The sequence below is a fragment of the Pseudomonas gingeri genome, assembly GCF_013385425.1.
Taxonomy (GTDB): Bacteria; Pseudomonadota; Gammaproteobacteria; order Pseudomonadales; family Pseudomonadaceae; genus Aquipseudomonas; species Aquipseudomonas gingeri_D.
The window spans coordinates 40236-63480 of the sequence record NZ_JACAQA010000022.1 but is presented as its reverse complement, the minus strand read 5'-3'; the positions used below and the strand labels follow the sequence as shown (position 1 = coordinate 63480).

Genomic DNA, 23245 nt, shown 5'->3' with positions numbered 1-23245 from the left:
CGCCAACTTAATATCCCCTGAAAACCTAAAAGCCCTTTATAAGCCAAGACTTATCAAGTGCCTCAGTGTGTCTGCGGCCTTCTCTTGAAGGCCGTATTCAAACAAGGAAATCAATATGACACTTAAAGTACCTGTTTTCGACCAGCCCCATGTTCCCGATGCCTTCGAAGATGGTTTGCTGCCCATCAGCGCACTGAATGCCCCGGTCCTGGTGACATTCAAAGTCTGGGACAATCCCTCGACCAGCGAAACTTACCAGTTGCTCTGGAACGAAGTGCCTATCGGCAATAGCGAATTTATCAAACCCGAGGACCAGCCCGGCGACACCCTGGAACTTTATGTTCCCCTCGACCAGCTGATCGAGGGCAAGTATCAACTGGCCTATCGTGTCACCGATACTTTCAGCGAAGAATTCACCGACTCCTTCCCCTCCCCCGTCGAAATCGACACCACCGCCCCCGGCTATCCCACTACCCTCGCGCCCCTCGACTTCCCCCCGGCTGTCAGCGACGGCCTCACCTCGGAAGAACTGACACAACTGGGCGATGTGCTGCCAGGCACTATCCACGGCTACAGCGGCTTCGCCATCGGCGACCGGATCAGAACCTTCTGGGGAGCCACCGAAGGTCCCGGCGGCAAGGTCGAGGAAGATGACATGGAGGAACCGCGAAAAGTCATCATCGAGTACCCCCGCGCCTTTCTCGAGTCCCTGGACGACTTCAACGGCCCGGTGTTCTATACGGTCACGGACCGCGCCGGAAACAGCTCCCAGGACTCGACCGCCATCGATGTGTTGCTGTTGCTCAACGGGCTTCCGCTGCCAGGCGACCTGCAACGCCCCACCATTCGCGGCGCCTCGCCCGAAGCTGTGGATAACCTGATCGACGAAAATGATTTTGAGCGGGATGCGCGTGCCGTCATTACCTGGAATCCCGGTTTGCGCGAAGGGCAAGACATCCAGTTGCTCTGGGCCGGACAACCGATGTTCGACCCGCCCTATGCCATCACCGAGGGCGATGTCGCCGCCGCCCGCGACCTGCACCTGCCGGTCCTCAACAGCCGCTTCAGGCCGCTGGGCACCGGCAGCGATATCCGCGTGTGGTACAGCGTGACCCAGGCCGGCAATCCGAACACTTCAAGATCGCCGGAGCAAAGCATCATCGTCCGCTCCCGCGATGAACTGCCCGGCGGACCCGAAGGGCCCGACGCCCCGCTATTCACCGAGCTGAACGAAAACGGCGCGATCAACACGGCCAACGGCCAGGACGGCGCACCGGTGCATATCGTCCCCTACTTCAATATCAAGGCAGGCGATGTCATCCACTTCCTTTACGAAGGTTTCGACCAGCTGATTGGCGGTAATCCAACAAACCAGTGGCCGCACACCTCCGCGCCATTGACCGAGGAACAGGTCCGCGACGGCTATGACCTGCGCGTCCCAAGAACGGTGCTGGATGCCACTTGCTACGGTCATGCCGAGGCCTCGTTCCACGTCGACAGCGTCACCGGAACCGGCCGCTCGAAACGCCGGAGCGCCTATCTGGACATGCGCGTGGCTGGTCGATGCCCGTCCGCCTTCAGCCAGTGACCTGATCTCTTTTGCCCATGGAGCCTTTATCATGTCCAAGCACATCCATCAGCGAAACCTGGATAAACCGCTGATCCTCAGCGCCAATCCCGCCGGGGTCGGTGCCATCGATGTCGAAAACCCGGAGAAACCCTTGAACGTGCTGGTCGGGCCGTTGAACCTCAAGCCCCTGGATCATATCGATCTGTACTGGGCGGAGGCCGCGGAACCGGCCGCCACTTACGATCATCCCCTCGACGCGCCACCCACCAACGACTTCGTGACCCTGTCCGTCGACAGCCGCAGCCTGGCGTCCGCCCCGGACCCGGTGCCGGTCAGCTATCGCTTCAGCCCATTTCCCGGTGGCACATCGGAGGACTCCGACGCCAGCCACATCCGGGTAAAGCTGGAAGCCCCCGGCGGCATCGACACCGACCCGGCGACGCCCTATGAAAACGAAGCCCTGCGTCCACCCCAGGTGCAACCGTCGGGGGTAATCGTCGATCCGCAAGGCGTGCGGGTGATAATCGCGCCTTACCCGCACATGAGCGAAGGCGACCGGATCAGCGTGAGCTGGGCCGACCAGACGCTCCAACACCCGGCCTTGGGCGCGGCGGAACTGGAGCGAGAGGTGGTCGTCCCGATCCCCGCGCAAATCGTCGAAAGCGTCGGCAACTCCAGTAGCCTGCCGGTGCGCTACGAGATCCATGATGTGGTCGGCAACTGGTCGAAACGCTCACCCGCCACCGAGGTGGTGGTCAGTCTCGGGGGCTGACCACTCCCGCGTCGGTTGCCACCGGCCAGGCAACCGGCGCTTTACAGCGCCTGACTCAGGATAAAGTCGTGGATGTGCCGCGCCGCCGTGTCCAGATGCTGCCCATGGGTGAAACCGCTGGCCTTCAGCGGCTTGAGATCGTGATCGGCCGCTGCCAGCCAGCTCAGCTCGATTTGCGCCGACAGTTCATAACCCGACACGGTTTGCCGATTGCCCAGGGCATCGCGTTCGCCCTGCACGATCAGAGTCGGCGTGACGAGATCCGCCAGATGCGCCACCCGTGGTTTCTCCGGCTTGCCCGCCGCATAGAACGGATAGCCCAGGCATACCAGTCCCGACGCACCAAGGTCGTCGGCCAGCAGGCTGGCCATGCGTCCGCCCATGGACTTGCCGCCAATGAACAGCGGCCCCTGGACCTGACGCCGCACGCCCTCGTACACCTCGCGCCAACACTCCAGCAAGCGCGCCTGTGGGTTCGGTGGACGCTTGCCGCCATCCAGGCGCCGTTGCGCCATATAGGGAAACTCGAAACGCACCACGGCAATGCCCTGTGTCGCCAGGCGATCGGCCATGGCGGCCATGAAGTCACTGTCCATCGGCGCGCCGGCACCGTGGGCGAGGATCAGCGTGGCGAGCGGGCCAGCCTCCCCGGCGGCGTTGTACAGATAGCCCGAGTCCACGACCCATGTGGCCTGGGAATGGGTTGTTTGCAGGGTCGACATGTCGCCTCTCATCTCACTGTCCGCACCGATCACGGCCCCCAAATGGGCCCGCGCCGGAAACCTAGATATGTAACGCATCGCTGCGCCGCTTTTCCTGAAAATGAAAACACCTTATCTGCCAGCCCAGACACTGCAAGGCCGGCGGCGCCGACACGGGACGCTCCCCGGTCCATTTCCAGACGAGTATTGCCATGCCTCAAGACGCCCTCACCCACGCCGAACAACCCGGCGCCAGTCGCCTTCCAACGGACCTTGCGGTCGCGCCGATGCGTCAGAAGACGGCCACGCCGCTGCTCAGCCGCACCTTCGCCAGCCTCGACGAAGCCGTCCAGTATGCCCACGGCCAGGCCGCTTTCAAAGGTTTGAAGCGCCCCTCGTCGTTTATCCTCAAGCAGGCACAGAAGGCGGAATTCACCGTTGCGCAAGCGCTGGACGGCGCCCCGATGCCCTTCGACCCGGACGCGCTCTTCGGTCGGGACGCCCAGGGCCGGCTGCGGTTGCCCGAAGGCTTTATCCTCGCCGGCCTCTACTGCCAGGCCGAGACCGCCCATGAACAACTGCCGCCCCGGGAAAGCTCGCTGTACGAAAACTTTTTCAGTCCCTACGACCTGTTCGCCGGGCTCCATCACGCACGCCGTTCCCGTGCCCCCGCGCCTGGCGCGCATCCGCCGCCGTTGTTTTTCGGCACCCCCGACGGGGCGCTGCTGGCCTACCACCCAGGGGACAGCGAACTGGAGCAGGCACTGCTGCCCGAAGGCGCGGACTGGCAGGCACGGGCCCGGCACGCTCGCGAGCAACTGTTGAGCGGCGCACTGCCGCCCCACCAATTCGTCCGCACGATCGCCGCCGCCGGCTCCTTGCTGGTGTTGCACGGCAGCTACCTGTGGAACCGACAGGGGCGGGTCGACCCGATCCATTGGGCCCCCTTCACCGACGCCGTCCTGCCTGAACTGGGCCCGACCTTCCTCTCGGCGGACGACGCCGCCCGCCATGCCCAACAGCTGATCCAGGGCGGCAGCGACAAGGAGTTCGGCGGGCTGATCTTCCAACGCCAGGACGCGACCTTTGTCGCCACGCTGCCGACCACCGGTAACGACCGCCGCTTCAACCGCAATACCCTGTATCCGATCACCGAAACCGGTATCGCCAGCTTCCCCCCCGGACACCGGCTCTATGCCGTCTACCGTTCCAACATAAGCCTGTCGGCCCTCAAGGAGCAAAACGACGGGCCCCTCGACAGGCCCTCGATACTCTCCGAACAGGAGACCCGCCTGCGCCTGAAAAGCATCACCCCGGCTGAGGTCCTGACCACCCTTCTCGCCCGGCCACAGGGGGTCAGGGCGTTTTATGCACTGATGACCGACTCCACCATCATCAAATACATGCCCAGCGGCTCCGCTGAAGAGGACGCATTGATCCCGCGCCTGCTACCGGGTAATGATCTCAGCGACCTCAATCGGTTGCTGCCCAGCGAGTTCATCAAATCCCTGGCCAAAACCGGCGCGCTCTACGTGGTCCGTGGCGATACCTACTGGGGCCCGCCCGGCCAGGTGCCCCGCGATTGGGCACCCTATCCAGCGCAGAAAGCCTCGACTCCGGCCTTGCCGGCCTTCGGGCCACTGTTCGACAGCGCGGATGCCGCGGCCCTGTACGCCAACGAACGCATCAATGGTCATTACCGCGACCGGCGGATCGGCGTGATTATCAGCGACAGCCACCAGCGCTACGCCGCCAGTGAACCGCTGAGCGCCCAGGAACCGCTGTTTGCCGCGGACCCACGCTTGCCCACCGGCGCCGACGGTTCTCCGACATTGCCGTCCGGCTGTCGCCTGGCCGGCTTCTACTACAGCGCCGCGCTGTATCCGCGACGCCTGCCGTGCAAGGACGTCTGGATATACCGCAACTTCTTTCTGCCCGCTGAGCTGCTGGCGGCGCTCAAACAGATCAAAGCCTATCGTCCGGAGCCGAACTCGCCGATCCTGCCCTTGTACCTGAGCACCCGCGATGGCGCGCAGTTGAAATACCGATCGCTGGATATCCACGCCGACCAAGCGCTGCTCGCCGGCAGCGAAAACCTGCTGAGCTACGGCGAACGCCTGGTCAAGGGCATCCTCGACCCGCTGAATTTCATCCACGCGCTGGCCGACAGCGGTGAACTGAGCGTGCTTCAGCCCAGTGAACTGTGGGGACCGGCCGGTCGGGTCAGCAGTGAATGGCACGCTTATCATCAGTTGCAACGGCGCGTCCTCGGCCCGCTCTTCGCCAGCGCCGACGACGCGGCACGCCACGCCCACGGGCAGATCCCCCGGCGCTACGACAAGGTCCATGGCGGGGTGATCCTGAAACGCGCGGACGGCCTGTTTGTCGCCAGCGCGCCGCTGGTTTCAGCCACCGAGATCTTCGACCACACGCTGGTATTCCCCCACCGAAATGGCTTTCCCCTGGAAGATCACACGATTGTCGGGACCTACAGCTCACGCCTGGGCAACCTGGATTTCCTGCTGGCGGCGACGGAAGCCCAGCTGTACCTGAACCTGTTTCCGACCTGGGATATCTATCGGGCCATCAAGGATCGCGCGATTCCATTGCGCTATTTCTCTGGCCAGGACGGCTCGTTGATCCGCTACACCAGCCAGCACTCCCCGAGCGAAATCGACCTGTTCAAGACGCTGTCGCCCTCGCCGACAGACCCGCTGAACCTGATGGAAAATCCCACGGAACAACGCTTCAAGAGCGGCCTGGAGACCGACAAGGGCGCCGTGCTGACATTCGCTCGTGATCTGGTCAAGGCCGGCGAGCTGCGGGTGCTGGTCCCTGGTCGCGATATCTGGACCAGCCCCGGGAAAGTGCTGTCGATTCGCGACAGCGCCGCCGGGGTGCTGGTCGAGACGGACCAGGCAGCGATTGCCAACTATTCCCCTGTGTTCAGCCCGGTATTCATGAGCGCCGCGGATGCCGTGCGACATGCCCTTGCGCAAACCAATCCGAGAACCCAGCGCAACTTCGGCTTTATTTTCAAGAAAACCGAGAAGGAATACGTCTCTACCGCCCCCGCCCTCGACATCAGCGGTGACTTCGATCGCACGCTTATACTCCCGCCGGATATCGCCGTTCTCAGCCTGATCCCCGGTTATCGCCTCGATGGCCTCTATGTGTCGGAACCCCGGCGGGAGGCGCCGCCCAGCGACAGGGTCTACCAACACTTTATCTCAGTGCGCGATTTCGCCCACGCCATCAAGACCGCTCGCGAAACGGCAATAGTGCCAGGCCACCAGAGCACCACCCGGCTGTATCTGGCGAGCGCCGACGGGGCCTTGTTCAGCTACCAGGTACCGTTGGTGCCCGATGCCGACGAAGTGCTGCGGGGCAGTCTCTTTCACAACGACGGTATCGATACCCAGGGCCAGTTGGAGAACGGCTCGCTGTCCGGTCGTGACTATGTTCGTCGTGTGGCCGCCAGCGGCAAATTGAGTGTCTTGCGGCCCGGTACGCTGTGGCGCCAGACAGGCCCGGTCAGCGCCTCCTGGGACCCGTCCGACGGCGCATCGGGCGCAATCGAACGTTATGCCCTCAGCCCGCTTTTCGCTCACCCGGACGATGCCGCGCGTTATACCCATGGCAAGATCGGCCAGGGTCGAGGCGCACTGCTGGCGGATGCGATCTATCGCACCTCCGCCCCTGACGGTTATGTCACCCTCGAACCTTTCGTCGATGGCCAGGCGATCAAGGTCACCCGCACCCTGGCCGACCGGAAGACACAGGCACTGGAGCAACAGCGTCTTGAATTGACCCTGGGGAAAACCCCGCTCGACAGTATTCACTATGCCAAACCCCTCGACCCTGCCCGCTATCAGACCGGCGACACACCCTGCGCCGACTTTTTCTGCGTCGAGGATATCTGCTTCGTCACCAAGACCCTGCTGGCGGAAAATCTCTTCCTCAACGGTATCTACTACTCCAGCCAGGACGGCGCCTTGCTCAAGTACGAGCCGAGGGATTCCAGCGCACAACGGGATTTGTGCATACCGGTCGAACCGGTCAGCGGCAACAGCATCACCCTGCCTCATGTTCGCTTGATCAACGCCGTCGCCAGCGCGGGCAAATTGAGTGTGCTGGAGACCAGCCCGTTCTGGGAGAAGGCAGGCCCGATCTCCCCCACCTGGAACCCGCCGCCGGCCAGCACCGATCGACGCCCGCGCGCCACGCGGGAGCTGGTCCCGCCGCTGATCAACAGTTTTAATCTCGGCGGCATCGGCGCCACCGATGTGATCGACCCGCAACGGCCGTTGCCCGTGGTGATCGCCCCGCTGGAGCTGAAACCCAGGGATCGGATCGACCTGTATTGGGGCAGCCATCCCGATCCGGTCGCCAGCCATACCCAGGACAGCACACCCGGCGCCAGCCACCTGACCCTGCGGGTCGAGACCCGCTGGATCATGTCGGCGGAAGCCGTGACGGTGCGCTACGTCCTCACTCCCTTTCCCGGCGGCGCGCCGGAAACCGCCGAAACCCAGGTACGGATCAAGCTGGACGTCCCCGGCGACCCCGACACCCAATCCGCGACGCCCACCGTCAACGACAAGCTCGAACTGCCGGTGATCCTGCCGCCCGGGGTGATCGAAGACCCGGAGGGGGTCAGCGTGGTGGTCAAACGTTATGCGAACATGGCCGCCGGAGATGCGATCGTGGTGTCCTGGCATGGCCGCCTGGTACAGCACCCACCCTTGCTGGCCCCGAGCGACGAAGTGGTGGTGCCGATCGATCCGCAGATTATCCGCGAGGCCGGCAACTCCGACGCGATCATCGTGCGTTACGAGATACGCGATGGGGTCAACAACTGGTCGCGCTGGTCACGCCCGGCCCTGGTCGAAGTCGGCATCGGCGATCCGGACCTGCGCCCGCCGGTGGTCCCCCGTGCCCAGGGCATGCAACTGAACCTGGACACACTCAATGGCGCCGACGTGCAGACCCTGGTGCTGCGGTATGAAGGCATGAGCAGCGCCCAGACCCTGCGCCTGCTGGTCGAACGGGAAACCGCCCTCGGCGCGACGCTGCCCGCGTACAGCGCGATGCTGCCCGGCAGCGACAGCGATGCCTTCGTCTCCTTCGAAGTGCCGAACGAGCAGTTTCTCCTGATCATCCGGGGCCAGGCGCGGTTCTACTACTACGTCGAGACGCCCAACCAGCCCGCGCGCCGTTCCCGGAGCCTGCCATTGCAGATCACCGGCCGCGCCCTGACCCTCAAGCCGCCCCGGGTGCCCGTGGCCGAAGCCAACGGCAATGTGCTCGACCCGACGCAAACCGGCGTGATTGCCCGGGTCGAGCCCTATTCGTTTATCGCCCCGGGCCAGAGCGTGACCCTGATCTGGCTCGGCACCACCGCCACCGGCATGGAAACCCGGCACCAGGAGGCCAAGGCGGTAATCGGGACCGACCAGGACATCGACTTCAGCATTCCGGACGACCAGGTCAGCGTGCTGGCCGGGGGCTCCGTGGTGGTGCGCTATGAAGTCCAGACCGTCGCCCCGGAGCCCGTCGTGTCCCAGGCCCTGCTGTTGCCGGTCAGCGCCAGCCCGCTGGATCTGCCGGTGCCCAAGGTGCTGGAGGCCCACGACACGCTGTTGTTCCCGCTGCAGGCGCTGATGGGCGCGACGATCCGAGTCGGCTATGTCATGGAGACCCGCGACAGTATCCAGGCCTACTGGCGGGGCACGCCCGGTGCCGGCACCCCTCTTATCGATGCCAAGCCCGGCAGTGCCGGCGGCAGTGTCGACTTCGCCGTGCCCGTCACGGCGGTCAGCGCCAATATCGGCAAACGCGTGGAGGTCGGCTATACCGTCACCCGCGACGGCATCCCCGCCCCATCGGAGAAACTGCTGCTGGACGTCCTGCCCATCGCCCAGGATGACCTGCCCACGCCCTTCGTTCATCAGGCACCGGACAATCAGGTCCTCGACCTCAACACCTTCAGCGGCGATGCCCGCATCGAGATCCTGAAATGGCCGCATATCCAGCTCGGGCAACGGGTCTGGTTGCGTGGCGAAGGTACCCGGGCCGACGGCCGGCCTTACTCCTTCGCGATTTGGGAGGCCCGGGAAATCCCCTCGATCGCCGACGCCTTCGACGACCCCGTGCCACGGGGGGAGCTTGATCAATTGAAAGACCTCAGCGGCCTGACCTTCACCTTCAAGGTGACCTTCGACGGCAGCCCCGACGAATCCACCGCCCTGACCTTCCCCCGGCTACGCTTGGTGGTGCGGACCAGACAGCGGGTGCCGGAACTGCTCTTCGACACCCACCCCGTCAGCTTGCCCGGCAAGATCTACCTGATTCCCTGCCACCCACAGGTGCTGCCGGCCTTCGGCCCGGGCACGACGAGCCAGCGCACGGCCAGCGGCGGCGTGCCCGGCTATCACTACAGCAGCGACAACCCGCGGATCGCCGTGGTCGACGGCAACGGCAAGGTCAGCGTGCGTGGCAATGGCCAGACCCGGATCCGGGTCAGCGACAGCGCCGGGCAGCGCAAAAGCTACGAAGTCAGCGTCAGCGGCGTGGTCCAGTGCTACAACCTGGGCGAGGGCAGCAACGACGAGACCCTGCACAAGGCCCGGCAAAAAGGCCTGAGCATTCCGTCGCTGGACGAACTGATCAGCATCCGCACGGCCTACGGCAACCGCTGGCCGTTGCAGTCGCCGCTCAAACCGAAAACCTGGTCATCGACCAGCAAAAGCCCGTTGGGACTGGTGCACGCGGTACTCGACATGACCTTGGACGTGGTCGAGCCGGAGCACCCCTATATCAAGGTCACCCCCGGCCTGAGCCTGCTCTATGAAGCCAGCGGCCTGGGCATCGGCTCCGCGCTGCTCCTCGACTGCAAAAAAGCCCGGGGCCTGCCCGAGAATGCCCGGGAACTGGAGCGGCCGAGGGTCGAGGCGGCCCTGGATGACGGCCAGGGACTGCTGCCGATCAGCGCCCTCGAGGCCCCCGTCCGGGTGACCTTCCCGGTCTGGAGCAACCCTTCCTCCGACGAGACCTATCAGTTGCTGTGGGGCACGGAATTGCTGGGCAGCCCGGTGTTCATCGGTCCGGGCGATAATCCCGGGGACACCCTGAACCTGGACATTCCCGTCGAGGCGTTGACCCACGGTAACCACGAACTCAGATACCGGGCATACGACACCATCAGCCAGCAATGGACGGACTCGTTCCCGACCCTGATCGAGGTCGACCGTGAAAAACCCGGCCAGCCGTTGCTCGCGGCCATGGCTTTTCCACCCCAGGTCCACGACGGCCTGACCTCGGCACAGCTGAGCCAACTGGGTAATGTGCTGCCGGGGACCATCGCCAGCTACAACGGTTTCGCGGTCGGCGACCAGGTGAGCACCTTCTGGGGCAATATCGAGGGGCCGGGGATGCGGGTCATGGAACTCAAGACCATCGTCATCGAGTTTCCCCGCGCCTTTCTCCTCTCACTGGGGGCCGATGCCGATTGGCCGGTGTCCTACCGGATCCAGGACCGCGCGGGCAACCTGTCGGAACGCTCGGAAGCGGTCACCGTCAAGTTACGACTGTCGGGCAGTGGGCGTCCCGATCTGGTGTTCGACCAGCGTCCGGTGACGCTCAGCGGCAAGATCTACCTGATCCCCAGCCATCCGACGGTGTTGCCCGCCTTCGGCCCAACCACCTCGGTCCGACGCCAGGCCAGTGGCGGTACGCCCGGTTATACCTACAGCTCGGGCAATCCGGCGATTGCCGTGGTCGACGCGTCCGGTCTGGTCACGGTGCGCGGCAACGGCAGCACGACCATCACCGTGCGCGATCAGGGTGGACAGATGAAAAGCTACAACCTGACGGTCAGCGGCGTTATCCACTGCCATGGGCTGGGACTGGGCACCTTTGCCAATATGCAGGCGAAGGCCAACGCCGGGCATCGGCGCCTGCCGGCACGCGCCGAGTTGAAGGAAATCCATCGCCTCTACGGCAACCGCTGGCCCCTGGGCGCCCAGCGCGAATGGCTGGAGGAAACCCTGCGGGAAACGGAGTCGACGAGCTCACGGGATTTCGGCCTGACCTGGTCCACCGATCGCGCGACCGTGGTACCGCCGATCAAGTACTACGTGCTGCACCTGCCCAGCGGCAAGGAGTCGATTCTGTTCGACCTGAGCAATGCCTATGGCCTGGGCCTGAGCTGAACCGAAACCTGCGCCGGCCTCGAGGCTTGAACGCATACCCTGTGGGAGCGGTGCTGTCGGATTGCCGCAGCGCCGCGAGGCTTTTGGCGGTCTCGCGGGCCTCTTCGCGGGCAAGCTCCGCTCCCACACAAGCTCCGCGTGCCCACAGGCCCGCGCCTGCTCAACCCGCCCCATTGACCTTCGTCAATACCACCCGCTGGCTATTTGCCCATGCTTGGCTGGCTTTTAGTCTGCCTATAACTCCAGATCCCGCGAATGCAACAGCGCCGGCCGGGTCTGAACCGTGGATGGGGAACCATGAACACTTCAATCAGTACCGCCTACAACTACAAGGTGGTCCGCCAATTCGCCATTATGACGGTGGTGTGGGGCATCGTCGGCATGGGGCTCGGGGTTTTCCTCGCGGCCCAATTGGTCTGGCCCGAACTCAACTTCAACCTGCCGTGGACCAGCTTCGGCCGCCTGCGCCCGTTGCACACCAATGCGGTGATCTTCGCCTTTGGTGGCTGCGCACTGTTCGCCAGTTCCTACTACTCGGTGCAACGCACCTGCCAGACCCAGCTGTTTGCGCCGAAGATCGCGGCGTTCACTTTCTGGGGTTGGCAACTGGTGATCCTCCTGGCGGCCATCAGCCTGCCGCTGGGCTACACCAGCTCCAAGGAATACGCCGAACTGGAATGGCCGATCGATATCCTGATCACCATTGTCTGGGTCGCCTACGCCATCGTGTTCTTCGGCACGCTGGTGAAGCGCACCACCAAGCACATCTATGTCGGTAACTGGTTCTTCGGTGCCTTCATCATCACCGTGGCGATCCTGCATATCGTCAACAACCTGGAACTGCCGGTCAGCCTGACCAAGTCCTACTCGATCTACTCCGGCGCTACCGATGCCATGGTCCAGTGGTGGTACGGGCACAACGCAGTGGGCTTCTTCCTGACCGCCGGCTTCCTCGGGATGATGTACTACTTCGTGCCGAAACAGGCCGAGCGCCCGGTGTATTCCTATCGCCTGTCCATCGTCCACTTCTGGGCGCTGATCACCCTGTATATCTGGGCCGGTCCCCACCACCTGCACTACACCGCCCTGCCGGACTGGGCCCAGTCCCTGGGCATGGTGATGTCGCTGATCCTCCTGGCCCCGAGCTGGGGCGGCATGATCAACGGCATGATGACCCTCTCCGGGGCCTGGCATAAGTTGCGCAGCGACCCGATCCTGCGCTTCCTCGTGGTGTCGCTGGCGTTCTACGGCATGTCGACCTTCGAAGGGCCGATGATGGCGATCAAGACCGTCAACGCCCTCTCCCACTACACCGACTGGACCATCGGCCACGTACACGCCGGTGCCCTCGGTTGGGTGGCGATGATCTCCATCGGCGCGCTGTACCACATGATCCCGAAAATCTTCGGCCGCCCGCAGATGCACAGCATCGGCCTGATCAACGCGCACTTCTGGCTCGCTACCATCGGCACCGTGCTCTACATCGCCTCGATGTGGGTCAACGGCATCGCCCAGGGCCTGATGTGGCGCGCGGTCAACGATGACGGCACGCTGACCTACTCCTTCGTCGAAACCCTGGTGGCCAGCCACCCCGGCTACGTCGTCCGGCTGATCGGCGGGGCAATCTTCTTCAGCGGCATGTTGCTGATGGCCTACAACACCTGGCGCACCGTGCGCGGCGCGCAACCCGCCGCCGTGATCGCCGCCGCGCAGATGGCCTGAGGAGTTCGTCATGAAACACGAAGTGATTGAAAAGAACGTCGGCCTGCTGATGCTGCTGATGGTGCTGGCCGTGAGCATCGGCGGCCTGACCCAGATCGTTCCGCTGTTTTTCCAGGACGTCACCAACAAACCGGTGGAAGGCATGAAGCCCTACACCGCACTGCAACTGGAAGGCCGCGATATCTACATCCGCGAAGGCTGCGTCGGCTGTCACTCGCAGATGATCCGCCCATTCCGTGCCGAGACCGAACGCTACGGGCACTACTCGGTGGCCGGTGAAAGCGTCTGGGACCACCCGTTCCTCTGGGGGTCCAAGCGCACCGGACCGGACCTGGCCCGGGTCGGCGGACGCTACTCGGAAGACTGGCACCGCGCGCACCTGTACAACCCGCGCAACGTGGTCCCGGAATCGAAAATGCCGGGCTACCCCTGGTTGGTGGCCAACCCGCTGGACAACAGCCTGACCGAAACCAAGCTGCGGGCGATGCGCACCCTGGGCGTGCCCTACACCGACGACGATATCGCCGGGGCCAGGGAGTCCGTGAAGGGCAAGACCGAAATGGACGCCCTGGTCGCCTACCTGCAAGTGCTCGGCACTTCGATCAAGAGCAAGAGGTGAGTCATGGACATGAGTAGCGGAATGATCCGCGGCCTCGGCACCCTGGTGGTGTTCATCGCCTTTATCGGCCTGGCCCTCTGGGTGTTCAACGCCAAGCGTACTTCCGAGTTCGCCGAAGCCTGCATGCTGCCCTTCGCCGATGACGAGCCGCTTCCCGCCCCCCCTGAAGATCCCACTGCAACAAGGAGCACCCGGCCATGACCACCTTCTGGAGTGCGTATATCTGCGTACTGACCATCGGCAGCCTGATCGGCCTGACCTGGTTGCTGATCGGCACACGCAAGGGTGAAACCAAGGGCAGCGTCGACCAGACCATGGGCCACAGCTTCGACGGCATCGAGGAGTACGACAACCCGTTGCCGCAGTGGTGGTTCATGCTGTTCGCCGGGACCCTGGTGTTTGCCGTCGGCTACCTGATCCTCTACCCCGGCCTGGGCAACTGGAAAGGTATCCTGCCCGGCTACGAGAACGGCTGGACCGGCGTCCACGAATGGGAAAAGGAAATGGACAAGGCCGATGCCAAGTTCGGACCGATCTTCGCCAAATTCGCGGCCATGCCCGTGGAACAAGTAGCCAAGGACCCGCAAGCGCTGAAAATGGGCGGACGCCTGTTCGCCTCCAACTGCGCGGTGTGCCATGGCTCGGACGCCAAGGGCGCCTACGGTTTCCCCAACCTCGCCGACGAGATCTGGCGCTGGGGCGGCAGTGCCGACACGATCAAGACCACCATCATGGGCGGACGCATCGCGGCCATGCCGGCCTGGGGCGAAATCCTCGGTGAGGACGGGGTGAAGAACGTCGCGGCCTATGTCCGTCACGACCTGGCCAAGCTACCGCTGGCGCAGGATTCCACGGCGGACCTGGCGGCGGGCCGGCAAACCTTCAGCACCACCTGCATCGCCTGCCACGGTGCCACCGGCCAGGGCAGCCAGATCATGGGCGCCCCCGACCTGACCCAGCCTTCCGGCTTTATCTACGGCAGCAGCCTGGTGCAATTGCAGCAGACCATCCGTCACGGCCGCCAGGGCCAGATGCCGGCCCAGAGCGAACTGCTCGGCAACGATAAGGTGCAGTTGCTGGCCGCTTACGTGTTCAGCCTCTCCCATGGCGGTCAAGGAGAAAACAAAGCCCAATAACCACCGGATATTTCCTGTCGCATCGATCAGGATGCGACAGTTCCCCGCCTGTACGCGACCCAATGTCGCACCTCTCTTTTAGTCCGCCTACCCACTCCCGGGAATCGGTACTAAGCTTTGCTCACTTCGATCAAACCGCATCCCCTCGCCTGCCGGACGATTCCGGCCTTTTCGAGGGCGCGTTTTGACCTTACACCGAGCATGGAAAGGCCGCAGAATCAGCGTCGCACGGTATTGACCCAGGTCATGCCGCGTTGCAATGACCCTGGGCTTTATCCATACTTGCGGGCGATTTTCACCCCTAATAAATATACCTAAACCGTGGAACCTTAGAATGAGCACAGCAATCAGTCCGACTGCTTATAACTATAAGGTAGTCCGCCAGTTCGCCATCATGACGGTGGTCTGGGGGATCCTTGGCATGGGGCTCGGTGTCTTCATCGCCTCGCAACTGGTCTGGCCGGAGTTGAATTTCGGCCTGCCCTGGACGAGTTTTGGACGCCTGCGCCCGCTGCACACCAACCTGGTGATCTTCGCCTTCGGTGGTTGTGCGTTGTTTGCCACCTCCTACTATGTCGTGCAGCGAACCTGCCAGGTACGACTGATCTCCGACGGCCTCGCGGCCTTCCACTTCTGGGGTTGGCAGGCGGTGATCGTCGGTGCCGGGATCACCCTGCCCCTGGGTTACACCACCACCAAGGAATACGCCGAACTGGAATGGCCGCTGGCAATCCTCCTGGCGATTGTCTGGGTGGTCTACGCCCTGGTGTTCTTCGGCACCATCATCAAGCGCAAGACCAAGCACATCTATGTCGGTAACTGGTTCTACGGTGCCTTCATCATCGTCACCGCGATGCTGCACATCGTTAACCACATCTCGCTGCCGGTGAGCTTCTTCAAGTCCTACTCGGCCTATGCCGGGGCGACCGATGCGATGATCCAGTGGTGGTACGGCCATAACGCCGTGGGCTTCTTCCTGACCACCGGCTTCCTCGGGATGATGTACTACTTCGTGCCGAAACAGGCCGAGCGGCCGATCTACTCCTATCGCCTGTCCATCGTGCACTTCTGGGCGCTGATCACCCTGTATATCTGGGCCGGTCCCCACCACCTGCACTACACCGCCCTGCCGGACTGGGCCCAGTCCCTGGGCATGGCGATGTCGATCATCCTCCTGGCACCGAGCTGGGGCGGCATGATCAACGGCATGATGACCCTCTCGGGCGCCTGGCATAAGCTGCGCACCGACCCGATCCTGCGCTTTTTGGTGGTGTCCCTGGCGTTCTACGGCATGTCGACCTTCGAAGGGCCGATGATGGCGATCAAGACCGTCAACTCGCTGTCCCACTACACCGACTGGACCATCGGTCACGTGCACGCAGGGGCCCTGGGTTGGGTGGCGATGATCTCCATCGGCTCGCTGTACCACATGATCCCGAAAATCTTCGGGCGTCCGCAGATGCACAGCGTCGGCCTGATCAACGCGCACTTCTGGCTCGCCACCATCGGCACCGTGCTCTACATCGCCTCGATGTGGGTCAACGGCATCACCCAGGGCCTGATGTGGCGCGCGATCAACGACGACGGCACCCTGACCTACTCGTTCGTCGAAGCCCTGCAGGCCAGCCACCCCGGCTATATCGTACGCGCCATCGGCGGTGCGTTCTTCGCCAGCGGCATGCTGCTCATGGCCTACAACGTGTTCCGTACCGTTCGCGCCTCGGACCCGGCTGAAGCTGAAGCCGCCGCTCAGATCGCTGTCGTTGGAGCTCACTGATGAAGCACGAAGTAGTCGAGAAGAATATCGGCCTGCTGGCCTTCCTGATGGTCATCGCCGTGAGCATCGGCGGCCTGACCCAGATCGTCCCGTTGTTCTTCCAGGACGTCACCAACAAGCCGGTCGAAGGCATGAAGCCACGCCCGGCACTGGAACTGGAAGGCCGTGACATCTTTATCGCCAACGGTTGTGTCGGCTGCCACTCGCAGATGATCCGCCCATTCCGCGCCGAGACCGAACGCTACGGGCACTATTCTGTAGCCGGTGAAAGCGTCTGGGACCACCCGTTCCTCTGGGGTTCCAAGCGCACCGGGCCGGACCTGGCCCGGGTCGGCGGGCGTTACTCCGATGACTGGCACCGCGCGCACCTGTACAACCCGCGCAACGTGGTGCCCGAGTCGAAAATGCCGGCTTATCCGTTCCTGGTGGAAAACAGGCTCGACGGCAAGGACACGGCGAAGAAAATGGAAGTCCTGCGCACCCTCGGCGTGCCTTACACCGACGAAGACATCGCCGGGGCCAAGGATGCCGTGAAGGGCAAGACCGAAATGGACGCGCTGGTGGCCTACCTGCAGGGCCTGGGCACCATCATCAAAAGCAAACGGTGATCTGGATGGATATCGGGATGATTCGTGGCCTGGGCACCCTGGTGGTGATGGTGGCCTTTATCGGCCTGGCGCTGTGGGTGTTCAGCCCACGGCGCAAATCGGAATTCGAGGATGCAACCCTGTTGCCTTTCGCGGATGACCCCGAAGCCATCAAGCAGGTCGAAAAAGCGTCTAGGAGTAATAAAGAATGACTATGTTCTGGAGTCTGTACGTCACAGTCCTCACTCTGGGTACCATCTTCGCCCTGACCTGGCTGCTGCTGTCCACCCGCAAGGGACAGCGCGCCGATCAGACCGAGGAGACGGTTGGCCACTCCTTCGACGGTATCGAGGAATACGACAACCCGCTGCCCAAATGGTGGTTCATGCTGTTCGTCGGCACCATCATCTTCGCCCTCGGTTACCTGGTCCTGTACCCGGGCCTGGGCAACTGGAAAGGCCTGCTGCCCGGCTACGCCTACCTCGACAACGATAAGCAGACCGCCTTCGCCAACGGCCAGACCGGCTGGACCGGCGTGCACGAGTGGGAAAAGGAAATGGCCCGCTCGGATGCCAGGTTCGGGCCGATCTTCGCCAAGTACGCGGCCATGCCCATCGAGGACGTAGCCAAGGACCCGTTGGCGCTGAAGATGGGCGCACGGCTGTTCGCCTCCAACTGCTCGGTGTGTCACGGTTCCGACGCCAAGGGCGCCTACGGCTTCCCCAACCTGACCGACGAAGACTGGCGCTGGGGCGGTGAACCGGAAACCATCAAGACCACCATCATGGGCGGTCGCCACGCGGTGATGCCGGCCTGGGCCGAAGTCATCGGTGAGCAGGGCGTGGCCGATGTCGCCTCGTTCGTGCTGACCAATCTGGATGGGCGCAAGCTGCCGGAAGGCGCCAAGGCCGATCCGGTGGCGGGGCAGAAACTCTTCGCCACCAACTGCGTGGCCTGTCACGGTCCTGAAGGTAAAGGCACCCCGGCCATGGGCGCGCCGAACCTGACGCACCCGGCGGCGTTCATCTACGGTTCAAGCTTCGCGCAGTTGCAACAGACCATCCGTTATGGTCGCCAAGGGCAGATGCCGGCCCAGGCGCAGTTGCAGGGCAACGACAAGGTTCACTTGCTCGCCGCCTATGTCTACAGCCTGTCCCACGGTGATAACAAGCCTGCTGAATAAGCCAGTTTGAGCAACCCCCGACGGCCCCACCAGCATAACTGGCGGGGCCGTTTTCATTACGCGCGGCCGCTTTCCACACGCAGGAGACACCCCACGGGTCGGCGGATCAGAGATCGCCATAGCCGGCGCCAATCCGCCCCCACTCACGATCAATCATCTATAGTCAATTGACTTGGATCATGCTTTGTTACATCTGCTACACCATACTGAGCGCAGACCCAACGCGACCAAAGGTCGCACCCTTGGAGCGCAGGGACGGGCGTATCATTGCGCCATTGCACTACTCTTTCCGATCGCGGTCGGCACGTACTGACCGAGGCATTTCCCCCAGCCGTGGGACGCAATAATGAGCAAGCAGATTCCGGTACACGACGTCACGCCACCTGCCAAACCCGCCAATGCAACTGTCGACCTCTACGCTTCGCGAGAGAAAATCTACACCCGTGCCTTCACCGGCCTGTTCCGCAACCTGCGGATGGTGGGGGGGGCCGGCCTGTTCCTGCTGTACTTCGGTACCGTGTGGCTGAGCTGGGGCGGTCACCAGGCCGTGTGGTGGAACCTGCCCGAACGCAAGTTCTTCATCTTCGGCGCGACCTTCTGGCCCCAGGACTTCATCCTGCTCTCGGGTCTGCTGATCATCGCCGCCTTCGGCCTGTTCTTCATTACCGTCTATGCCGGACGGGTCTGGTGCGGCTATACCTGTCCGCAAAGCGTCTGGACCTGGATCTTCATGTGGTGTGAAAAGGTCACCGAAGGCGACCGCAACCAGCGCATCAAGCTGGACAAGGCGCCCATGGGCGCCAACAAATTCCTGCGCAAATTCGCCAAGCACAGCCTGTGGCTGCTGATCGGTTTTGTCACCGGCATGACCTTTGTCGGCTACTTCTCGCCGATTCGCGAACTGGTCATCAGCTTCTTCACCGGCGAGGCCGATGGCTGGTCGTACTTCTGGGTCGGCTTCTTCACCCTCGCCACCTACGGCAACGCCGGCTGGCTGCGCGAACAGGTGTGCATCTACATGTGCCCCTATGCGCGCTTCCAGAGCGTGATGTTCGACAAGGACACGCTGATCGTCTCCTACGACCCGCGCCGGGGCGAAGAGCGGGGTCCGCGCAAGAAAGGCGTCGACTACAAGGCCCAGGGCCTGGGCGACTGCATCGACTGCACGATGTGCGTGCAGGTCTGCCCCACCGGTATCGACATTCGCGACGGCTTGCAGATCGAGTGCATCGGCTGCGCCGCCTGCATTGACGCCTGCGACAGCATCATGGACAAGATGCAGTACCCCCGCGGGCTGATCAGCTACACCACCGAACACAACCTTTCCGGGCAGAAAACCCATAAGCTGCGGCCACGCCTGATCGGTTATGCACTGGTGCTGCTGACCATGATCGGCCTGCTGGTGACGGCGTTCTTCATGCGTCCGCTGGTGGGTTTCGACGTCAGCAAGGACCGCGTGCTGTACCGCGAGAACGCCGAAGGGCGGATCGAAAACGTCTACAGCCTGAAGATCATGAACAAGGATCAGCGCGACCATACCTATGTCCTGGACGCCAGCGGACTGCCCGACCTGAAACTCCAGGGCAAGCGCGAAATCCACGTGGCCGCCGGCGAGATATTCAGCATGCCGATGGAACTGTCCAGCGCCCCCGAGCAACTGCCGTCGAGTACCAACGAGGTGAAATTCACCTTGCGCGATGCCGATGACGACAGCGTTCATATTGAAGCCAAGAGCCGATTCATCGGCCCGCAAATCCGTTAAGGAACGACACGATGCCCGCAGCAACCGCCGCAAGCCCCTGGTACAAGCACCTCTGGCCCTGGATCCTGATCGGGATCATGGCCTGCTCGGTGACCCTGACCCTGTCGATGGTGACCATTGCGGTGAAGAACCCGGACAACCTGGTCAACGACAACTACTACGAGGCCGGCAAGGGCATCAACCGTTCCCTGGACCGCGAACTGCTGGCCCAGAGCCTGAAGCTGCATGCCAGTGTGCATCTGGATGAGGTGACCGGTGAGGTCGACCTGCGCCTGCTGGGCAACAGCCAGCCGGCCAGTGTCGAGCTGAACCTGATCTCGCCGACCCAGCCGGAGAAGGACCGCAAGGTCATCCTGAACCGCAGCGCCAGCGAACCGGGGCGTTATATCGGGCAACTGGCCGACAAGATCGAAGGCCGGCGCTTTGTCGAGTTGCTGGGGGTCGAAGGCGACAAGACCTGGCGCATGTTCGAGGAAGAACAGATCAGCCAGGACAAGGACCTGAAGCTGGGCGACGAGCCGCTGCAAGGCGCTGAAGAACAGAGCAAATAAATACGATCCCGCTTCTGTGGGAGCTGGCTTGCCGGCGATGGCGTCCGAACAGGCAATGCCAGGTTCAAGGGCCCATCGCCGGCAAGCCGGCTCCTACAGTGACCGATGGCGCCTATGACAACCCCGACACCCTGCTACCACTGCGCCCTGCCCGTCCCCTCCGGCAGTCGCTTCACCGCTGTCGTCCTGGGCGAGCCCCGCGAGTTCTGCTGTCCGGGTTGCCAGGCGGTGGCGCAGGCGATTGTTGCCGGTGGCCTGGAACACTATTACAGCCATCGCAGCGAAACCTCGGCCAACCCCGAAAGCCTGCCGGTGCAACGGGTGGACGAACTGGCGCTGTACGACCGCAGCGACGTGCAAAAACCCTTTGTCCGCCATGACGGCGAACTCGCCGAAGCGACCCTGCTGATGGAGGGCATCAGTTGCGCCGCCTGCGGCTGGCTGATCGAGAAACACCTGCTCGGCCTGCCCGCCGTGGCCGAGGCGCGGCTGAACCTGTCCAATCACCGCCTGCAGGTGCGTTGGGCCGACAGCCAGCTGCCGCTGAGCCAGATCCTCGGCGAACTGCGCCATATCGGCTACGCCGCGCACCCCTATCAGGCCGACCAGGCCAGCGAACAGCTCGCCAGCGAAAACCGCAAATCCCTGCGCCAACTGGGCCTGGCCGGCCTGCTGTGGTTCCAGGCGATGATGGCGACCATGGCCACCTGGCCGGAATTCAATATCGACCTCAGTCCGGAACTGCACACCATCCTGCGCTGGGTCGCATTGTTCCTGACCACACCCATCGTCTTCTACAGCTGTGCGCCGTTCTTTCGCGGTGCCTTTCGCGACCTGCGCACCCGCCATCTGACCATGGATGTCTCGGTCTCGCTGGCCATTGGCAGCGCCTACTTCGCCGGGATCTGGACCGCGATTACCGGGGTCGGCGAACTCTATTTCGACGCCGTGGGCATGTTCGCCCTGTTCCTGCTGGCCGGCCGCTACCTGGAACGCCGCGCCCGCGAACGCACCGCCGCCGCCACCGCGCAACTGGTCAACCTGCTACCCGCGTCCTGCCTGCGCCTGGGAGCCGACGGCCAGAGCGAACGCATCCTGCTCAGTGAACTGCGCCTGGGGGAGCGGGTGTTGGTGCATCCCGGTGCCGTGCTGCCGGCTGACGGGCGGATTATCGACGGCCAGTCGAGCATCGACGAATCCCTGCTGACCGGCGAGTACCTGCCACAACCGCGCACCGTGGGGGATGCGGTCACCGCCGGCACCCTGAACGTCGAAAGCGCGCTGACCGTCGAGGTCATGGCCCTCGGCCAGGACACCCGCCTGTCCGCCATCGTCCGCCTGCTTGACCGTGCCCAGAGCGAAAAACCGCGCCTGGCGCAGCTCGCCGACCGCGCCGCGCAGTGGTTCCTGCTGTTCTCGCTGATCGCCGCAGCGGTCATCGGCCTGATCTGGTGGCAACTGGACCCGACCCGGGCGTTCTGGATCGTGCTGGCGATGCTGGTCGCCACCTGTCCGTGCGCCTTGTCACTGGCCACCCCCACCGCCCTGACCGCCGCCACCGGCACCCTGCACAAGCTCGGCCTGCTGTTGACCCGCGGCCACGTGCTCGAGGGCCTGAACCAGATCGACACGGTGATTTTCGACAAGACCGGCACCCTCACCGAAGGCCGCCTGACCCTGCGTTCCATCCGCCCGTTGCGCGAGCTGGACAGCGAACGCTGCCTGAGCCTCGCCGCAGCCCTGGAAAACCGTTCCGAGCACCCGATTGCCCGCGCCTTCGGCCGAGCCCCGCAAGCCGCCGAAGAGGTCCACGGCACCCCCGGCCTGGGCCTTGAGGGCCGGGTCGGCGAGCAGTTGCTGCGGATCGGCCAGGCGGCGTTTGTCTGCGAACTCGGCGCCAGCCCGCTGCCGCCGACGCCGGACGAAGCCGGACAATGGCTGCTGCTGGGCGACACCCAAGGGCCACTGGCCTGGTTTGTCCTCGACGACCGCCTGCGGGACGACGCCCCCGCATTGTTGGCAGCCTGCCGGGCCCGGGGCTGGCGCACACTGCTGCTGTCCGGCGACAGCTCGCCGATGGTCGCCAGCGTCGCCGCCGAACTGGGCATCGATGAAGCCCGGGGCGGCCTCCGTCCGGACGACAAGTTGCAGGTACTGCGGGACCTGCATCGCCAGGGCCACAAGGTGCTGATGCTCGGTGACGGCGTGAATGACGTGCCGGTCCTGGCCGCCGCCGATATCAGCGTGGCCATGGGCACGGCCACCGACCTGGCCAAGACCAGTGCCGACGCGGTGCTGCTGTCCAATCGCCTGGGCGCCCTGGTGCAAGCCATCGGCCTGGCCCGGCGGACCCGGCGAATCATCATCGAGAACCTGATCTGGGCCAGCCTGTACAATGGCCTGATGTTGCCGTTCGCCGCCCTCGGCTGGGTCACCCCGGTGTGGGCCGCGATCGGCATGTCCATCAGCTCGCTGACCGTGGTCCTCAATGCCTTGCGCCTGACCCGCCAGATCACGTGAAAACTACTGCGCTCGGAAATGCTGCGTTAAAAACAGGCTCGGAATGCTCATTTACAGTCAGTAAACTCCGCTTCCTCGCCTGTTTTTGCCTTTCCTTCGCTCGCTACGTTTTCACGCGATCTGGAAGTGAGA

At 63.5% G+C, this 23245-nt stretch carries 15 protein-coding genes; 14 read left to right on the top strand and 1 reads right to left on the bottom strand.

The window, feature by feature from the left end; all coding sequences use genetic code 11:
• The first annotated feature begins 115 nt into the window (after positions 1-115).
• Together HX830_RS24090 and HX830_RS24085 are read left to right on the top strand one after the other, a co-directional pair.
• Complete coding sequence (locus HX830_RS24090; protein WP_177103023.1) at positions 116-1588, top strand: addiction module component; 1473 nt, start codon at positions 116-118, stop codon at positions 1586-1588.
• 31 nt (positions 1589-1619) lie between these two features.
• Entirely contained in the window at positions 1620-2342 is a 723-nt protein-coding gene (locus tag HX830_RS24085; RefSeq protein ID WP_177103021.1) for a hypothetical protein, read from the top strand.
• 41 nt (positions 2343-2383) lie between these two features.
• On the opposite strand, the gene HX830_RS24080 is transcribed toward HX830_RS24085, so the two are convergent.
• Positions 2384-3064 (bottom strand): alpha/beta family hydrolase, encoded by a 681-nt coding sequence (locus HX830_RS24080; RefSeq protein ID WP_247263293.1) that lies wholly within the window; start codon positions 3062-3064, stop codon positions 2384-2386.
• Between the two features lie 191 nt (positions 3065-3255).
• Between HX830_RS24080 and HX830_RS24075 the strand changes: the two genes are divergently transcribed.
• From HX830_RS24075 to HX830_RS24020, 12 genes are all read left to right on the top strand, one after another.
• On the top strand, positions 3256-11256 hold the full coding sequence (locus HX830_RS24075) for an Ig-like domain-containing protein (RefSeq protein ID WP_177103019.1): 8001 nt from the start codon (positions 3256-3258) through the stop codon (positions 11254-11256).
• Positions 11257-11553: 297 nt separating this feature from the next.
• Positions 11554-12978, top strand: a complete 1425-nt coding sequence (gene ccoN / locus HX830_RS24070) for a cytochrome-c oxidase, cbb3-type subunit I (RefSeq protein WP_152737001.1) — start codon at positions 11554-11556, stop codon at positions 12976-12978.
• Positions 12979-12988: 10 nt separating this feature from the next.
• The gene (ccoO, locus tag HX830_RS24065) at positions 12989-13597 is read left to right on the top strand and encodes a cytochrome-c oxidase, cbb3-type subunit II (protein WP_103499661.1); all 609 of its coding nucleotides are present in this window, start codon (positions 12989-12991) and stop codon (positions 13595-13597) included.
• Positions 13598-13600: 3 nt separating this feature from the next.
• A complete protein-coding gene (locus tag HX830_RS24060) occupies positions 13601-13798 on the top strand; it encodes a cbb3-type cytochrome oxidase subunit 3 (RefSeq protein WP_103499660.1) in 198 nt (65 codons plus the stop codon).
• Positions 13795-14733, top strand: coding sequence for a cytochrome-c oxidase, cbb3-type subunit III (gene ccoP / locus HX830_RS24055; protein ID WP_152737002.1), 939 nt, complete (start codon positions 13795-13797; stop codon positions 14731-14733). Before HX830_RS24060 ends, ccoP (HX830_RS24055) begins: the two co-directional genes overlap by 4 nt.
• A gap of 334 nt (positions 14734-15067) precedes the next feature.
• Entirely contained in the window at positions 15068-16510 is a 1443-nt protein-coding gene (ccoN, locus tag HX830_RS24050) for a cytochrome-c oxidase, cbb3-type subunit I (protein ID WP_177103017.1), read from the top strand.
• Positions 16510-17118 carry a cytochrome-c oxidase, cbb3-type subunit II gene (gene ccoO / locus HX830_RS24045; protein WP_103499335.1) on the top strand — a complete coding sequence of 203 codons (609 nt, stop codon included), beginning with the start codon at positions 16510-16512 and terminating at the stop codon, positions 17116-17118. Before ccoN (HX830_RS24050) ends, ccoO (HX830_RS24045) begins: the two co-directional genes overlap by 1 nt.
• A gap of 5 nt (positions 17119-17123) precedes the next feature.
• Positions 17124-17309, top strand: a complete 186-nt coding sequence (locus tag HX830_RS24040; RefSeq protein ID WP_100940961.1) for a cbb3-type cytochrome oxidase subunit 3 — start codon at positions 17124-17126, stop codon at positions 17307-17309.
• On the top strand, positions 17306-18280 hold the full coding sequence (gene ccoP, locus HX830_RS24035; RefSeq protein WP_177103015.1) for a cytochrome-c oxidase, cbb3-type subunit III: 975 nt from the start codon (positions 17306-17308) through the stop codon (positions 18278-18280). The genes HX830_RS24040 and ccoP (HX830_RS24035) overlap by 4 nt, the downstream gene beginning before the upstream one ends.
• 346 nt (positions 18281-18626) lie before the next feature.
• Positions 18627-20042: a cytochrome c oxidase accessory protein CcoG gene (gene ccoG / locus HX830_RS24030; RefSeq protein WP_103499333.1), complete on the top strand. Its 1416-nt coding sequence runs from the start codon at positions 18627-18629 to the stop codon at positions 20040-20042.
• 11 nt (positions 20043-20053) lie between these two features.
• Positions 20054-20593: a FixH family protein gene (locus tag HX830_RS24025; protein ID WP_103499332.1), complete on the top strand. Its 540-nt coding sequence runs from the start codon at positions 20054-20056 to the stop codon at positions 20591-20593.
• Between the two features lie 114 nt (positions 20594-20707).
• Positions 20708-23113, top strand: coding sequence for a heavy metal translocating P-type ATPase (locus tag HX830_RS24020; protein ID WP_177103013.1), 2406 nt, complete (start codon positions 20708-20710; stop codon positions 23111-23113).
• Positions 23114-23245 lie beyond the last annotated feature (132 nt).

Bases quoted from the DNA above. Each gene is read 5' to 3' on its own strand.
- HX830_RS24090 (WP_177103023.1), top strand. From the start codon at position 116: ATGACACTTAAAGTACCTGTTTTCGACCAGCCCCATGTTCCCGATGCC.
- HX830_RS24085 (WP_177103021.1), top strand. From the start codon at position 1,620: ATGTCCAAGCACATCCATCAGCGAAACCTGGATAAACCGCTGATCCTC.
- HX830_RS24080 (WP_247263293.1), bottom strand. From the start codon at position 3,064: ATGTCGACCCTGCAAACAACCCATTCCCAGGCCACATGGGTCGTGGAC.
- HX830_RS24075 (WP_177103019.1), top strand. From the start codon at position 3,256: ATGCCTCAAGACGCCCTCACCCACGCCGAACAACCCGGCGCCAGTCGC.
- ccoN (WP_152737001.1), top strand. From the start codon at position 11,554: ATGAACACTTCAATCAGTACCGCCTACAACTACAAGGTGGTCCGCCAA.
- ccoO (WP_103499661.1), top strand. From the start codon at position 12,989: ATGAAACACGAAGTGATTGAAAAGAACGTCGGCCTGCTGATGCTGCTG.
- HX830_RS24060 (WP_103499660.1), top strand. From the start codon at position 13,601: ATGGACATGAGTAGCGGAATGATCCGCGGCCTCGGCACCCTGGTGGTG.
- ccoP (WP_152737002.1), top strand. From the start codon at position 13,795: ATGACCACCTTCTGGAGTGCGTATATCTGCGTACTGACCATCGGCAGC.
- ccoN (WP_177103017.1), top strand. From the start codon at position 15,068: ATGAGCACAGCAATCAGTCCGACTGCTTATAACTATAAGGTAGTCCGC.
- ccoO (WP_103499335.1), top strand. From the start codon at position 16,510: ATGAAGCACGAAGTAGTCGAGAAGAATATCGGCCTGCTGGCCTTCCTG.
- HX830_RS24040 (WP_100940961.1), top strand. From the start codon at position 17,124: ATGGATATCGGGATGATTCGTGGCCTGGGCACCCTGGTGGTGATGGTG.
- ccoP (WP_177103015.1), top strand. From the start codon at position 17,306: ATGACTATGTTCTGGAGTCTGTACGTCACAGTCCTCACTCTGGGTACC.
- ccoG (WP_103499333.1), top strand. From the start codon at position 18,627: ATGAGCAAGCAGATTCCGGTACACGACGTCACGCCACCTGCCAAACCC.
- HX830_RS24025 (WP_103499332.1), top strand. From the start codon at position 20,054: ATGCCCGCAGCAACCGCCGCAAGCCCCTGGTACAAGCACCTCTGGCCC.
- HX830_RS24020 (WP_177103013.1), top strand. From the start codon at position 20,708: ATGACAACCCCGACACCCTGCTACCACTGCGCCCTGCCCGTCCCCTCC.